Raw genomic sequence first — 13,363 nt, forward strand, 5'->3', positions numbered from 1 at the left:
AACCTCGCTCGTTATTAATTGGTTAATAAGTTATCAGACTTTAAACAAAATAAATTAAAATTGTAAATCACTGTTTTTATTTGTTTTATATAAGGCGCGGCATTGTATATAACTTATTTTCGCAAGCAACTATTGATGAAAAAAAAGACAAGCTTTGTTGGCAAGTTTACATTACAGTATAAACGGCTTTTACACATGTTTAGCATCAAATTGAGTAAGGAAGAGATGGCAACCCAGGCTGATTTTCTTGCTTGATTATAAAGTGCGCTTCAGCGTAATTTAAGAATAAGCGGAGAGATTATGAAGTTTTCTTTTATATTTTTTTTAGGTTTACTGGCGGGGTGCGCCTCAACTACAACACCCAAAGCCCCCTCAACTCAGGAGCCCCCCTCACTAACGCAGCTGATTAATCATTCGCTATTCACACTTGAATTCGTGCCTGCTCAGCAGCAACTTTTTCAACTTCCACAGCAAGAACAGCAAAAATTTATTGCTTACGTAAAGGCGAACCGCTTACTAGGCGAATCTGACGAACTCATTTTATATAATTACATTGAAAGCAGTTTAGACGGGTTTACTTACCATGGTGATACGTTAACGGCTTCGCAAGCGCTCGAGAAAGCCCACGGCAATTGTATAAGCCTAGCCATTGTGACTCAAGCATATGCCAATGTTATTGGGCTTGAAACAGCCTTTCAAGAAATGACCAGTGAGCCTGTTTACGCCAAAGAAGGTAATTTGGTATTTATCGCAAATCATTTTAGAACAAAGCTGTATAAACCACTTAAAAAGCAAGAAGGTAAAATCGCTTTTATCCGCCCTGGTGTCATCGTTGATTACTTTCCATCAAGAGGGAGTTTTTACTCTGGTAGTGCAGACATTAACGATCTCATTGCAAAGTATTACAGTAATCTCGCAGCAGAAGCGCTGTTGCAAGAAAACTACAATTTAGCTTATAGCTTATTAACGAAAGCCAATACGTTCACGCCTGATGACCCTGAGTTGTTCAATTTAGCCGCTATTCTTCACAAACGCGTGAATGATCAAGCAACAACTCATCGTATTTACCAAAGTGCATTTGACCATCAACTAGAAAGCTTAAACTTATTAAGCAATTACAAATCATTGGCTGAAGATATTGGCAATGAGATGCTGGTTGAACAGATTAACCAAAAATTAGATCTAACGGAGAAAGATCCTTATCAGCTAATTGTGTTAGGTGAAACTGAGGCATTAAGCGGGCAATATCTGCCTGCTAAAAAATATATCAATCAAGCCATAGATAAAGCCCCTTACTTATCAGAGCCCTATGTAGCATTAGCAAAAATTCGCTATCAACAAGGTCATTTAGGTGCCACTAGAAGGCTGTTGGAGCAAGCTATAAAGCTTGAGCGAGATGAGACGCAGCGCAGTGTATATGCTGCAAAGCTGGCGTCAGTTTTTACTAAAAAGAAATGAGCCCAACCCAAACAAATTCAGCAAGAGTATCGGCGGTTTGAAGTCGGTTAAGTAAAATGCCTTGAAGTACATCAAGGCATTAGCGTAATAAAGGAGAGTAATAAAAACCTAACCATCCTCTTAGCTCACCCTCGAAGCTATCGCCTTCTACTTTTTACCAAACCAAAATCAACATGAAGATCATTGATACCCGCACTTGCTAGGCCAAAGCCAATTGAGTCTTACCATTTAATGCCATAGCTCTGTGCGAACACTTCACTGTCAACTTGATGCTAACGATAACCCTGACACGCTGTGATTTTTATTAAGTAACGGTAAAAAACTAAATACCAGAATAAATGATGATAATACCTGCAGATAATGCGCCAAAATAAACTCACTCGTCAACTGGCAAGTTACCATTACAGTTCCTGTTATCTCCCGCTGGTTTACTGCTGTAAATGTTAAAAAACAATAACAGCAATTGAAATAACATTGCGAATTGTTATCATACGCCATTATTTACTGTTGTAATTACTGGGTTTATGAGAAAAACACTGTTTAAAGTTCATAGTTGGTTTGCTCTTTGTGCATTGATCCCACTGATTGTGATCAGCATTACTGGCAGCATATTAGTATTTAAAAGTGAAATAGACGGTTTACTCATGCCTGACAGCCACTTTGTTGTGCCGTCGTCCTCTGAGCGAAAGCCAATCGATAGCTTAATTACCATTACCGAAAATGCATTCCCACGATTCGTGATCGGGAGCTGGGAAATATTTAGTGATGATACTGCTGATCGGGTTTATTTAGTTGAACGCGGAACGGGGATTTGGCATAAATTTCATTTAAATCAATATACAGGTGACATTCTCTCTCAACCGGTAGGCACTAGTCACTATTTCACTGATTGGTTTTTAGAACTACATTACACTTTTTTACTCAACGACATAAAAGCACTGCCAGGGCAAACGGGCACTGTTTTAGGATTTTTCTTCGCATTGTTTTTACTTGTACTAGGTATTACAGGGTTAATTATTTATCGTAAATTTTGGCAGCGTTTATTCTCAGTGCGCTGGCGTGCAACGTTACAAATAGTGCTGAGTGACATTCACAAAATGACAGGTGTGCTTGGCTCGCCGATTATTTTAATTTTAGCGATCACGGGGGGTTATTTTAACTGGGCTGTGTGGTATCACGAGGTGATTGAACATGCAGAAGAAGAACACTTTGTACTGACCAAAAACCTGCACAGCGATGCCATTAATTTTCAAGCTATTCTTGATGATAGTAAAAAGCAAATGCCAACGTTTAATACCACTTTTTTAGTTATGCCATTAGAGCCTGATGAAAATATTACCTTATTTGGTGAAGTTGATAGCAACAACCCATTAGCCAGTGAATACGCAAATACTGTTACTTACAACAAGTTAACCGGAAAACACATGGCTAACTGGGATATTCGCGAAGTAGCCGTAGGCTGGAAAGTTATTGATAGTTTTAGAAAATTACACTTTGGCTACTTTGCAGGGTTAATCAGTAAAATTCTATGGTGCGTGATTGGTTTAAGCCCTGTATGGCTTGCAGGTACTGGCTTTTACCTATGGTTTAGCCGCAGAAAACGTAAAAAACAATCGCAAAAAAACCGACAGCAAAAGCAACAACACCCATTAAACACATAACGAATAGATAAGCTGAAAGAGGCCTTTAAAAGCCTCTTTCACTATTAAAGAGAATAATAAAACCCTAACCAACCTCTAAGCTCATCTTCAAAGCTGTCACCTTCAACCCTGACTAAACCAAAATCAAAATTAAGATCACTTAGGCCCGCAGGGCCTAAGCCAAAATTGAAAGGGCCTTGCCACTTCAATCCATAGCTTTGTGCGTATACTTGGCTATCCACCTGGTGCTGTTTATAGTAAAGCCATGGCATTCCCTCTTCCAAGCTAATACCGCCGCCATACCCCTGATAACGTTGACCTACAGTGCTATAAAAAGGAAGCTCGGGTGAAAATACAATGTCACTGTGCGTTTTAGCTGAAATCAGCGATGAACTAAAGCCACCTATTACAAGGTGTGTATCATCACGATATTGCTGCTGATAACTAACGTACATTGGTACATCATAGGCTTGTCCAAACACCTTCGCAGCTAAATCATAACCTTGCCAACTCTTTGCTTGTGCTTTGCCTGTGTACCATCGGGCATTAACCTCCTGGCCAATAGCAAATACTTGCTGATCATAATGCCATGATTGCTTCACACCTGCTCGTAACCATTGGCTAGCATTATCTTTAAGGGATTTATCTGCATACTCATAATCGGTGTAGTTATATGCCAACTCCGGCTCTAGCTTAAATTCGCCAAAGCGTAGTGGCAGATTTGCAGACAGATAACCCCCAGTTGCAACATAATGCGCACTTAAGGCTGTTTGATACTGCTTTTCGGCATTAAGGTCATACGAAAATAACTCGGCATTAATTTTAACGGGGAGTGCACTGTATCGCACTTGCCCAAACGCCCCTTTAAGTGCAGAGTCATGTAGATCAATACTGTATCCTGCTTGCCAATCTAACTGCTTAAGTAAGTCACTGCCTTTTACACTTAGACTAAATAACGATGCTGACGCTGAGTTATATTGCTCCCCCAGTGCTAAAGTGGCTTTTTGTTGCCAAATATCATAGTTAGTTTGCTCACCTATCGGCTGCATATAAACTTTAGCATCAGGCAAAGTATGCTCATCAACAACCAACTTTGGGGCTATACTATTTGGCGCAAAATCAGTGACCAGCTCTGCATTATCACCGACTCTTAGTTGCATCACATCGGGGCCATCGCTGCCAATAGAAAAATACAGCACTGAGTCATCCAGCATAGCAAGTGGGTTAGCAACAGCCTGCTGCCCTTGAGTTAATTTGTGTAAGCTTTCATCGGCTAAATTGTAGCGATAAATATCTGTAGCACCATTTAATCCAGCAACAAAAAGTACCGAAGTTCCATCACTGCTCCAACTCGGCTGAGAAAGATATTGATAACCTACGGGCATGGGCACCGCGACCGTTTTAGCACCATGCAAATCTTGTATATACAACTGCCAATTATGATTAAACTCGGTTTTTATAAACGCTAACTGCTGCTGATCTGGACTAAGGACTGGATAGTCATAAACAACTGCTAAATCTTTCTCAAATAATGCGTGACTTACACCTGTTTGGACATCAAATCGAACTAATTCAGAATAGCCACCACGCACTTGCTCTGCATAGAGTGTTTGGCCATTATCAGTAATACTAAAACGTCTAATACCTGCCAAGTTAGTCAGTTTCTCAATGTCACCGGTTTGCGTATTCCAGCTAAAAACATCTGCAACTCGGTTGTTAGCGCCCTCCTCCTCAGTACTAAAAGCGCCAAAATAAATTACCTCATCATTTAACCATTGTGGATTTTGAATACCCGCATGATTAATCTGGTTAAGAATGTGCTTTTGCTTACGCTTAAATACACTTGGCGCAGTATCTATAATATCGTTTGGATCATCAGCTAATAGCGCTTGCTGCTGCTTATTAAACCTCTTTGATGCCTCTTCGTTATCTTGCGTGCTATAAACTTTAAGTTGAGTTTTACCATCACGGTCGCGTTCAACCACAGCTAACTGTTGATTGTTTGGTGATAATGCAGGGTTACTCGCGTATAAATCTAGTTCAAGCCACAGCTTACTTGTAAGCGCCTGTTCGCCCTGCTCTTTGCTCATAGCTTGAAAAGTATATTCAGCAACAAAACGTCGATAAAGTTTGCTCGGTGAATCACCAAAAACGCCCGTAAACGCCTCTTCAAATTCACGGTTTTTAACGCCTTGCATCCGCGTCCATACTGCATCGAGCGTTTGCTGCGAATAATTAATCTCGAGCCAATTCAAATAGCGCACACCCATTAAATACGCCATTGAGCCAGCCATAAAGCCACCTTCAGTGCTACTTAACTGTCCATAAGTTGGTAATGCGCCTTGCTGTGCAAATTCAATTAGGATTGCTTCGCTATAATTATCAAAGAGCCGCCCGCGCCCGGTCATTTTAGATTCAAGCAAAGTTGCATACCCTTCAGCTGCCCAACGCGGTATTTCGCTATGCGCGATATCATATACATCCCATATATCGCGCAATTCTTGGCGCCAATGACTTCGCGTTGGCTGCGCTAAATGAACTAAATGAATATATTCATGCAAAACAAGAAGCTGTTGCCAACCACTGCTATTTGAAATAACGGTATCTGACTGCGGGGGGGTGGTAAAAAGCGCCATCAATGGTTTATTAGATACTGGTAATGCAAAACCATTGGCGGCATTAAGAGGATCAAACACCACCACATCGACGGTTTCGTCAAGCGCCCGGTTTTGTTGTTTGAGTACTTTACTACGAACAATTTCGAGTTCATTGGCTGCTGAGCGAGCCCAATCAGCACTTTCGGGGCTAAAGTGAACATTAAAATGCTCAGTATGAATAGTTTGCCATTGCACAGCGGCCTGTGCGTTAGTAGCAACTAATAGCGCTGCGGCAAGTAAGGTCTTTTTCATCATGATCCCTGAATCTTTATATTGGCGTTATTATGGCCATAACCAAGATAAAAAGAGAGCATTAAAATGTAAGAAAGCGTGTGCTACTTTTACAACTAATCAAGCTCCAGCGGTCGCACTAAACTGACCAGCATACTGACGATAAAAATTGAGATAACAAACACAAATACGGTACGTAATACCCCTAATCCTGCGCTATACATGGCTAAAGTGATCAAGCCTCCAATAACGAACACGCCACAACGGGCACATAATTGTGATTTTTTACTCTCGCAACGCACATTACACATTAGTACCAGCACACAGCAAAAAGCAATTAAACAAAGCGTTAATGCCATCATAACCTCCAATGAATGAGATAAGGTGGCATTAAGTATAGTGAGAATTAAAAATAGATCAATGCAATTGATAACTATTTGCAATTGGGTTTATTTAACTACATCCAACTGCGTTGATCTGATTCAGCTTGAAATAAAGTAAAGTCAATTATCTCATTTGCTACATCTGCCTTGAGGTATGGCATTGAAACAGTGCCTGCCGCAAGTTGTATATACATGCTTTTCAAGCCGCTTTTACGCATAAAATAAGTGCTTACACTATACGTACTTTGTGCTTTGTATAATTCAAACACACGGTATTGAACACCGATCATACCACTGCGAAATACACCGTAATAGCGACCTTTATATTGATAGAAATAGTAGCCATAACGCTTATAAGATAAATAAACTAACATGCTGAGTAGGGTAAAACTAAGCGCACTATAAAAGGGGTTTATTACTTCATTAAAGTAACCAAATATAGCAAAGATCAAACTCGGCAAAAATGCATATAAGAATAGATTTTTAATCAATAACGCCTTTTCGACTCCTTTAAAATTCAACGTTTTAAAATCAAATCCCTCGGTATTAATCCAAGGATGCACCCATTGGCAAGCTTGCTTTACCTGCTCAAGTGTTAGCACCGGCATGACTAAGCTTTGCTTACTTTTAGCGCCCGCAGTAAACCCACCGCTGGTTGCTTGCAAGCATTGCACTGTATAGCGCTTTAATAAACGTGCGACAAGGTTTTGTTTAATAAGCATAGATTGAACTTTATCAAGACTCACTGATAACTGGTGACGCTCTAATAGCCCAGATATACGCTTAAATTTTCCACCATGAAAGTACAGCTCATAATTATAAAAGCGGATCAACGACATTAACACCGACAGTAATACTGCGATTAGCACAATAAATACGAATAATGAAAAAACAGCGAGTGCAGCTGCATTTACCAGCATGCCTACTTCTTGTTGATAAAAAGACTCAAGACGGTTAATGACTGCTTTTTCTAAAAACTCAAATACAACATTCATAAAAGGCGCAAGCGCTGCCAGCGCTAAAATCGCCATGTTCGACATCAGACCAAACTTTGCGACTTCTTTATTGCTTAATGTAAGGCACTGGTGTGGTTCACTTGCATCTAAATCATCCGCCTCTGGCGCAGTGGCATCTGGTTGTTGCGTTTGTTTGTAAGCCAGTACACGCTCACGCATCTGCTCTGCATAATTAACGGTAACGCCAGGCAAAACGGCCTCTTGGCTGGTACTCCCTGCGGCATCAAAAATGCAATTAACTAAGCCTAGCGGTTTAAAATAAAATGGTTCAGCGATATTAACGTTTTGTACGCGTAAAAAATTAAGAGTCAGGCGCTCTTTTTTAAATACACCTTTGTTGAGTAAGATTTCGTGATCATCAGAAATGCAATATCGAAAATTTATATAATAAGCAAACGAATAAACGAGTAATCCTACAACAGCCACCGATCCCGCTATTTGCCCCCAAAACAATTTGTCCTGTACCTGTGTGACAAATACAATACCAATAGGCAAAAGGTTAAATATACCGTCTTTTACAAAACGAAAAGCAAAGTGCAGCACAAAATAAACCAGCGCCCAAGGCGATACTCGCTGCCATTTTAGATTACCCATTTGACTGCTCATTACCAGTGTCGATAACTTTTTCAACCACTAAATCTTCACTTTCGGTCGCTTGCCTGTCTTCGGTGTATTTTTGGATAAACTGACGGATATCTTTACAATCATCATGGCTTAACCCGCTAATATTTAAATCAGCGCTCATGCCACCTGCACTGTATAAACGTAAACTCGCAAGCCCTAGCCTTCGCTCCAACGGGCCCCTGTGAATTTCTGTGTGCTGTATGCGAGAAAGCGGTAAAATTGTTACTTGCTGCCAAATAACCCCTTTTTGATAAGCAATATCATGAGTACGTACTGCCACGCCCCTCAATCGCACACTTATCACATTGTAAGCTAACGAGATCAGTAAAATAATCGGTAAGCCAATCAATAAAGGCGTTTGTGCAAAATTAGAAAAATCGTCATTAAACACACATACACCAGCCAATACAGCCATAACTGGTACATAAAAAAGCAACCAACTAAGTTGTGTATAAAGTAATGCTTTGTCTGCAAGGGGTTTAAAGTCAATAATATGGTGTTTTGGTAAAGTATCTAGCTGATGGTTTTCGAACACAGTGGTTAAATCCTTAAAAAGCCAACCCACATAGTGAGTTGGCTTAAATGAGGTGAGTAAATAGACTATACCCAGCTAATTGTCGTAGCTAGGGTATGACTTTCACCGGGCGCAACAACCGCGCTGTCATTCATTACATTTGCGGCTTCTAAACAAAGCATTGTGTGATACTCATCGTCAGCAAAATTAGATAAGCGCTTTGATTTATCAATCCATGGATTCCACAATACACAAGAGCTTGAGTTCTCACGGCCGACTTCAATAATGCCATCTGGCGTGATAATACGCTGTGTTTCTGATGCTTGGGTATAAACCATGTCTGTTTCACGAGCAAAACCAACTAGTTCATTTTGATCAAATGGCCCTTCGTCAAACTCTATATACTTCGAACCTTGCAAGCCATCAACCTTAGTATCAACAATTGAAGGGGTGGGGAAATAAGTGTGTAATGCTTGGGTAAAGGTAATGGTTTCGCTGCTCAAATTTGTAGTCGTCAAACGCACTTCAAGTTTTGACGTTAAGATAAACTCAACTTTTAATTTAGATTTATGCGGCCAATAAGTTTCATCCACCTGTGCCATTGGTAAAGTTAAGCTCACTTTAATTTCATCATCTTGCTCAGCCACTTCATCCGCACGCCAAAGACTAGTGCGCGCAACACCATGAATCGGCCATTCTGGGTTAGGGTTTACGCCAAACCATGGCCAACAAATTGGAATGCCACCTCTAATGCCTTTACCTTCTTGGTAATCTTCCTCACTCGACACCCAAATTAATGGCTTTTTGCCGCTAGGTGTAAATTCAGTGAGTTGCGCACCTTGCAAGAAGATTTTAGCACTGCAAAACTCGCTTGCTACATTGATATATTCTAAGCCTGAATCAGTTTGTTCTATGCTTACAGATGGAGATAACTTCATAATACGTCCCATAAAAATGAAAAGCCTGTCACACCTTACCCAATACCTAACCAGTTAGTAAATATTATTTAGTGAGTTTTTATGTCAAATTTACAATTTCTCACTCTGTCACTCTCTTTTAGCAAGATGAGTACTCTAAACAATTAATTAAAATGCATTGAAATGAAGTAATTTTGATTTCAACTCAAATTAAATAAAAAGCAATCATAGACCACTGTAAAGCTATTAATACGCCATTAATCACCTACATCTATTTGAACTCTATTTATTAGATGTGTAATATTTATTGATTGCGCTCGTACCTTGGCCGTAAATCACCTTCTAATGAGATAAAAAATGCAAAAATATGACGAGTTACTAGTTTCTTTACGCAAAGTGATCCGTGCGATTGACCTTCATTCTAAACAATTAAATAAAACATCAGGCCTCACCGGACCACAATTATTGATCATGACTGAAGTGGCGCAAACAGATGGCATTACGGCAAGTCGCATCGCTCAAAATGTAAATTTAAGCCCTGCCACGGTTACCAATATTTTAGATCGCTTAGAAAACCGAGATTTAGTCAGCCGTGTACGTAGTCAGCTAGATAAGCGCAGAGTAAGCCTCTACCTTACCGAAAGTGGTGAAACTATTTTGCAAGCCGCACCGCAACCGCTACAAGAGCATTTTATTGAGCAGTTTTCCGCACTTGAAGAATGGGAGCAAAGTCAGCTACTCTCATCAATGCAACGAATTGCAACCATGATGGACGCCCAAAGTCTCGATGCAGCCCCCCTGTTAGAAGTTGGAATAATAACTCGCCCAGCTGAAGGTAAGAGCTCAACTCAAACTAGTTAAAACAGCAACTTAAGATTATTCGATAAATTGAGATATTTGGGTTAAATTAAGAAATAGTTTATTCTATATATACTCATTTCGAATTTAGCGATTTATCATGCTTAAACTCTCACAGTTAGCCCTCGCGACCATGCTAGGCGCAACAACTAGCACTGCAAATGCATCTGATATCGATGCCATGCAAGCTCAGCTTAATCTGTTACAACAACAAATGCAGCAATTACAACAGCAACTTGCTGCTGAAAAAGCGAAACAAGCAAAGGTTAATCAACAGCTTGAAGAGCAAAATATAACCATCGCCAAGCAAGCTGAGAACAACACCGAAGCAGCCCAATCAGGTGTTAAATTTGGCGGCGCAATTCGTACTAATTACAGCCATACATCGTACAGTGATGGAAATAAAAATCGCGGCGGCGATTTTGACTTTGATATTTTCCGTTTAAACGTATCTGGTGAGGTTGGCGGTGTATTAATTGGCGGTGAAATTCGCTTTTTTGATTATATGACCGCAATTAAATCTGCATGGGCTGGTTATCAATTTGCTGATGATTGGCAAGTACAAGCTGGTATTACCAAAGTCCCATTTGGTAATGACCCTTATAACTCACATAACTACTTTTTTAGTACCAATTACTACATTGGTTTAGAAGACGATCATGATTTAGGCGTTATATTTAAACGCCAAGTCGCAGACAATTGGCAGCTTGACTTAGGTTTTTTCAAAAATGATGAACTTGGTGGGGTTGATGGTTATGTTGAAGATCGTAGTCACCGCTATTCATATGATATTGTAGGGAGCCGTCCTGTTGACGAGGGCATTTACGCACAGCCAACAAAAGAGCTTGGTGAATACAATACCTTTACAGGCCGCTATGCCTATTATTTTGACCATGGCGAAGGCATGACCACCGAAGTGGGTCTCTCAGCTCTAGCGGGTGGTTTACATGACGGCCAAGATCGCGCGGGCAGCTACAACGCTTGGGCGTTACACCTTAATAGCACCATTAATAAGTGGAATATTCAGCTACAACATGGCGAATACGACTATAACCTAGATGAAACCAACCGCATTGCTGTTGGTTCGTATGCGTTTTATGACTCGATTGCCGCCAGCGCAACCACGAGCACATTCAACGTAGCGTATAGCGTGCCTGTTCAATGGGGACCGGTCAGTAACCTGCAATTTTATAATGATTACGGCATTATTTACAACAAGTCTGATGAGAGTGCAAACACCTGGATGAATGTAACGGGTGTATCTGTCGCCGCTGGTGGCTTATTTACTTACTTTGATTTAGTGCACGCACGTAATCAGCCATTTGTTGGTGGTTCTAGTGCTGGCGACAGCGATGAAACAGAACGCCGCTTTAATATCAATATTGGTTACTATTTCTAAACCTCACTTTACTTAAACACCCAGTATGTATGCATACATACTGGGTGTTCACTTAACTTTTTTTAATACGTTATAAACTACAACTATAAGCCCTTTGCTTTGTGTGTACTTGAACACGCAAACGATAACAATTGTCATTACTGATATAAACTGCTAGCATCCACCTCCTTTTTTAGAAACAAAACAGGTGTGAATTGGAACGATATTACGCTGAGGTCTTAAGCTTTATTTCTCGTTCAGTAGGCTGTCGAGATAAAGCGGAGAACATAGTTCAAGAGGCTTACACTCGCCTACTCAGCAACCGTACTAATAAACAAAGCCAAGACGATAACCATCAACGGGCGTTATTTTTTACTACCGCCAAAAATATTGTTATTGATCACTATAGACGTAGCAAAAAATTTGCAGAACCTGTTGAGATTGAACTGATCGCACCTACTGATTTTGAGCCTGAAGCAAAATTAGCCAGCCAGCAACAACTCAATTTACTTTATACTTGTATTGATCAGCTGCCACTTAAAACTAAACAAGCATTTGTGCTTTATAAATTTAAAAATTTGAGTTATCAACAAGTCGCTGATCAAATGGGTATTTCTGTCAGTATGGTCGAAAAACATTTGGCAATCGCCATGCTGGCATGTCGCGATACACTAAAAAAATAATTACGAGAAAAATGAAAATGGATCGTCATCAAACACAGTTGCAACTTCAGCAGCAAGCAAACGCTTGGCTTGAACAACAAAAAACTGGGCTTAGTAAAAACCAACAGCACGCATTTTTAACATGGCTTAATACCAACCCCGAGCACCTGGCGGCATATCAACAAAGCCAGCAAGTAGATCAGTTATTAACACAATTTTCTGATAGTGATATTACACAACTTAATATATCAACCACCAAGCGTGTATCGCCATTGTGGGCGATTGCTGCGTGTGTGGCATTATTTATGGTCAGCATAACTAGTTATCAATTTTGGCCGCAAAATGACACCAGTGCACATTACAGCGCACAGTATCAATCAGCCCGAAGTGAGCAATTTGATGTTGCGCTACCTGATGGTTCGCAATTAAGCCTTGATGCGCAAACTCACCTGACATTAGCTTTCGATGCTAATCAACGGGTAAATAACCTCATCCAAGGCCGCGCGTTATTTGATGTTGCCAGCGATCCACAACGCCCTTTTATTGTCATCGCTGATAACACAAAAATAACCGTACTTGGGACACGCTTTAGTGTTGATAAAAAACAAAATAGCACACGAATCAGTGTCGAACACGGGCGTGTCAAAGTGCAAAACAAGCAACATTTAATTGAGTTAGTACAAGGCCAGCAAGTACTATTTAATGAGCAAGGTATGGCTGTACAAAACGTAAACCCACATCTTGTTGCTGCGTGGCGTGATGGGCGCTTAATATTTAATAACGCACCTTTGGATGAAGTGTTTGCTGAGTTTAATCGTTATCATGATACTCATTTTGAATTTACTGATAGCACGGTAAGCAATATGATGTTGTCGGGGACTTTTAGCGCAACAGATCTCGATAACTTTTTAAATTTACTCCCTCACGTTTTACCTGTTGAAATTAAAAATACTAATAATCATATAGTTATTAGTAAAATTTAATTAATTTTATATTTTTATAACTTTTTATTGAGGGATTCTCAT

11 protein-coding genes are annotated in these 13,363 nt (G+C 40.1%); 6 read left to right on the forward strand and 5 right to left on the reverse strand.

Translation table 11 applies throughout. The annotated features are described in order from the left end of the window. The first annotated feature begins 300 nt into the window (after positions 1-300). Complete coding sequence (locus tag ACJJVX_RS20805) at positions 301-1,458, forward strand: lipopolysaccharide assembly protein LapB (protein ID WP_054205849.1); 1,158 nt, start codon at positions 301-303, stop codon at positions 1,456-1,458. Positions 1,459-1,982: 524 nt separating this feature from the next. After that, the gene (locus ACJJVX_RS20810) at positions 1,983-3,119 is read left to right on the forward strand and encodes a PepSY domain-containing protein (protein WP_054454328.1); all 1,137 of its coding nucleotides are present in this window, start codon (positions 1,983-1,985) and stop codon (positions 3,117-3,119) included. A 44-nt stretch (positions 3,120-3,163) separates the two neighbouring features. Here ACJJVX_RS20810 and ACJJVX_RS20815 read toward each other — a convergent pair whose 3' ends face one another. The 5 genes from ACJJVX_RS20815 to ACJJVX_RS20835 form a co-directional block, all read right to left on the reverse strand. Continuing rightward, positions 3,164-6,007 (reverse strand): PD40 domain-containing protein, encoded by a 2,844-nt coding sequence (locus tag ACJJVX_RS20815; protein ID WP_064435640.1) that lies wholly within the window; start codon positions 6,005-6,007, stop codon positions 3,164-3,166. 95 nt (positions 6,008-6,102) lie between these two features. Then, positions 6,103-6,348, reverse strand: a complete 246-nt coding sequence (locus tag ACJJVX_RS20820) for a hypothetical protein (RefSeq protein ID WP_157601505.1) — start codon at positions 6,346-6,348, stop codon at positions 6,103-6,105. A 95-nt stretch (positions 6,349-6,443) separates the two neighbouring features. Beyond that, positions 6,444-7,979, reverse strand: coding sequence for a PH domain-containing protein (locus ACJJVX_RS20825; protein WP_082916327.1), 1,536 nt, complete (start codon positions 7,977-7,979; stop codon positions 6,444-6,446). Continuing rightward, positions 7,972-8,544 (reverse strand): PH domain-containing protein, encoded by a 573-nt coding sequence (locus ACJJVX_RS20830; protein ID WP_405633353.1) that lies wholly within the window; start codon positions 8,542-8,544, stop codon positions 7,972-7,974. Before ACJJVX_RS20830 ends, ACJJVX_RS20825 begins: the two co-directional genes overlap by 8 nt. Before the next feature lie 65 nt (positions 8,545-8,609). Next, positions 8,610-9,461 (reverse strand): D-hexose-6-phosphate mutarotase, encoded by an 852-nt coding sequence (locus ACJJVX_RS20835; protein ID WP_054205844.1) that lies wholly within the window; start codon positions 9,459-9,461, stop codon positions 8,610-8,612. A gap of 336 nt (positions 9,462-9,797) precedes the next feature. On the opposite strand from ACJJVX_RS20835, the gene ACJJVX_RS20840 reads away from it, so the two are divergent. From ACJJVX_RS20840 to ACJJVX_RS20855, 4 genes are all read left to right on the forward strand, one after another. Then, a complete protein-coding gene (locus tag ACJJVX_RS20840; protein ID WP_054205843.1) occupies positions 9,798-10,301 on the forward strand; it encodes a MarR family winged helix-turn-helix transcriptional regulator in 504 nt (167 codons plus the stop codon). A gap of 97 nt (positions 10,302-10,398) precedes the next feature. Next, positions 10,399-11,697, forward strand: coding sequence for a porin (locus ACJJVX_RS20845; RefSeq protein WP_169326668.1), 1,299 nt, complete (start codon positions 10,399-10,401; stop codon positions 11,695-11,697). A 194-nt stretch (positions 11,698-11,891) separates the two neighbouring features. Next, a complete protein-coding gene (locus ACJJVX_RS20850; protein ID WP_054205841.1) occupies positions 11,892-12,359 on the forward strand; it encodes an RNA polymerase sigma factor in 468 nt (155 codons plus the stop codon). Between the two features lie 11 nt (positions 12,360-12,370). Continuing rightward, a complete protein-coding gene (locus ACJJVX_RS20855) occupies positions 12,371-13,321 on the forward strand; it encodes a FecR family protein (protein ID WP_231659060.1) in 951 nt (316 codons plus the stop codon). The last annotated feature ends 42 nt before the right edge of the window (positions 13,322-13,363 follow it).

The organism is Pseudoalteromonas sp. Ld20 (assembly GCF_045064175.1).
Taxonomy (GTDB): domain Bacteria; phylum Pseudomonadota; class Gammaproteobacteria; order Enterobacterales; family Alteromonadaceae; genus Pseudoalteromonas; species Pseudoalteromonas neustonica.

Coding starts and splice junctions, on each gene's coding strand:
- ACJJVX_RS20805 (WP_054205849.1), top strand. CDS start 301: ATGAAGTTTTCTTTTATATTTTTTTTAGGTTTACTGGCGGGGTGCGCC.
- ACJJVX_RS20810 (WP_054454328.1), top strand. CDS start 1,983: ATGAGAAAAACACTGTTTAAAGTTCATAGTTGGTTTGCTCTTTGTGCA.
- ACJJVX_RS20815 (WP_064435640.1), bottom strand. CDS start 6,007: ATGAAAAAGACCTTACTTGCCGCAGCGCTATTAGTTGCTACTAACGCA.
- ACJJVX_RS20820 (WP_157601505.1), bottom strand. CDS start 6,348: ATGATGGCATTAACGCTTTGTTTAATTGCTTTTTGCTGTGTGCTGGTA.
- ACJJVX_RS20825 (WP_082916327.1), bottom strand. CDS start 7,979: ATGGGTAATCTAAAATGGCAGCGAGTATCGCCTTGGGCGCTGGTTTAT.
- ACJJVX_RS20835 (WP_054205844.1), bottom strand. CDS start 9,461: ATGAAGTTATCTCCATCTGTAAGCATAGAACAAACTGATTCAGGCTTA.
- ACJJVX_RS20840 (WP_054205843.1), top strand. CDS start 9,798: ATGCAAAAATATGACGAGTTACTAGTTTCTTTACGCAAAGTGATCCGT.
- ACJJVX_RS20845 (WP_169326668.1), top strand. CDS start 10,399: ATGCTTAAACTCTCACAGTTAGCCCTCGCGACCATGCTAGGCGCAACA.
- ACJJVX_RS20855 (WP_231659060.1), top strand. CDS start 12,371: ATGAAAATGGATCGTCATCAAACACAGTTGCAACTTCAGCAGCAAGCA.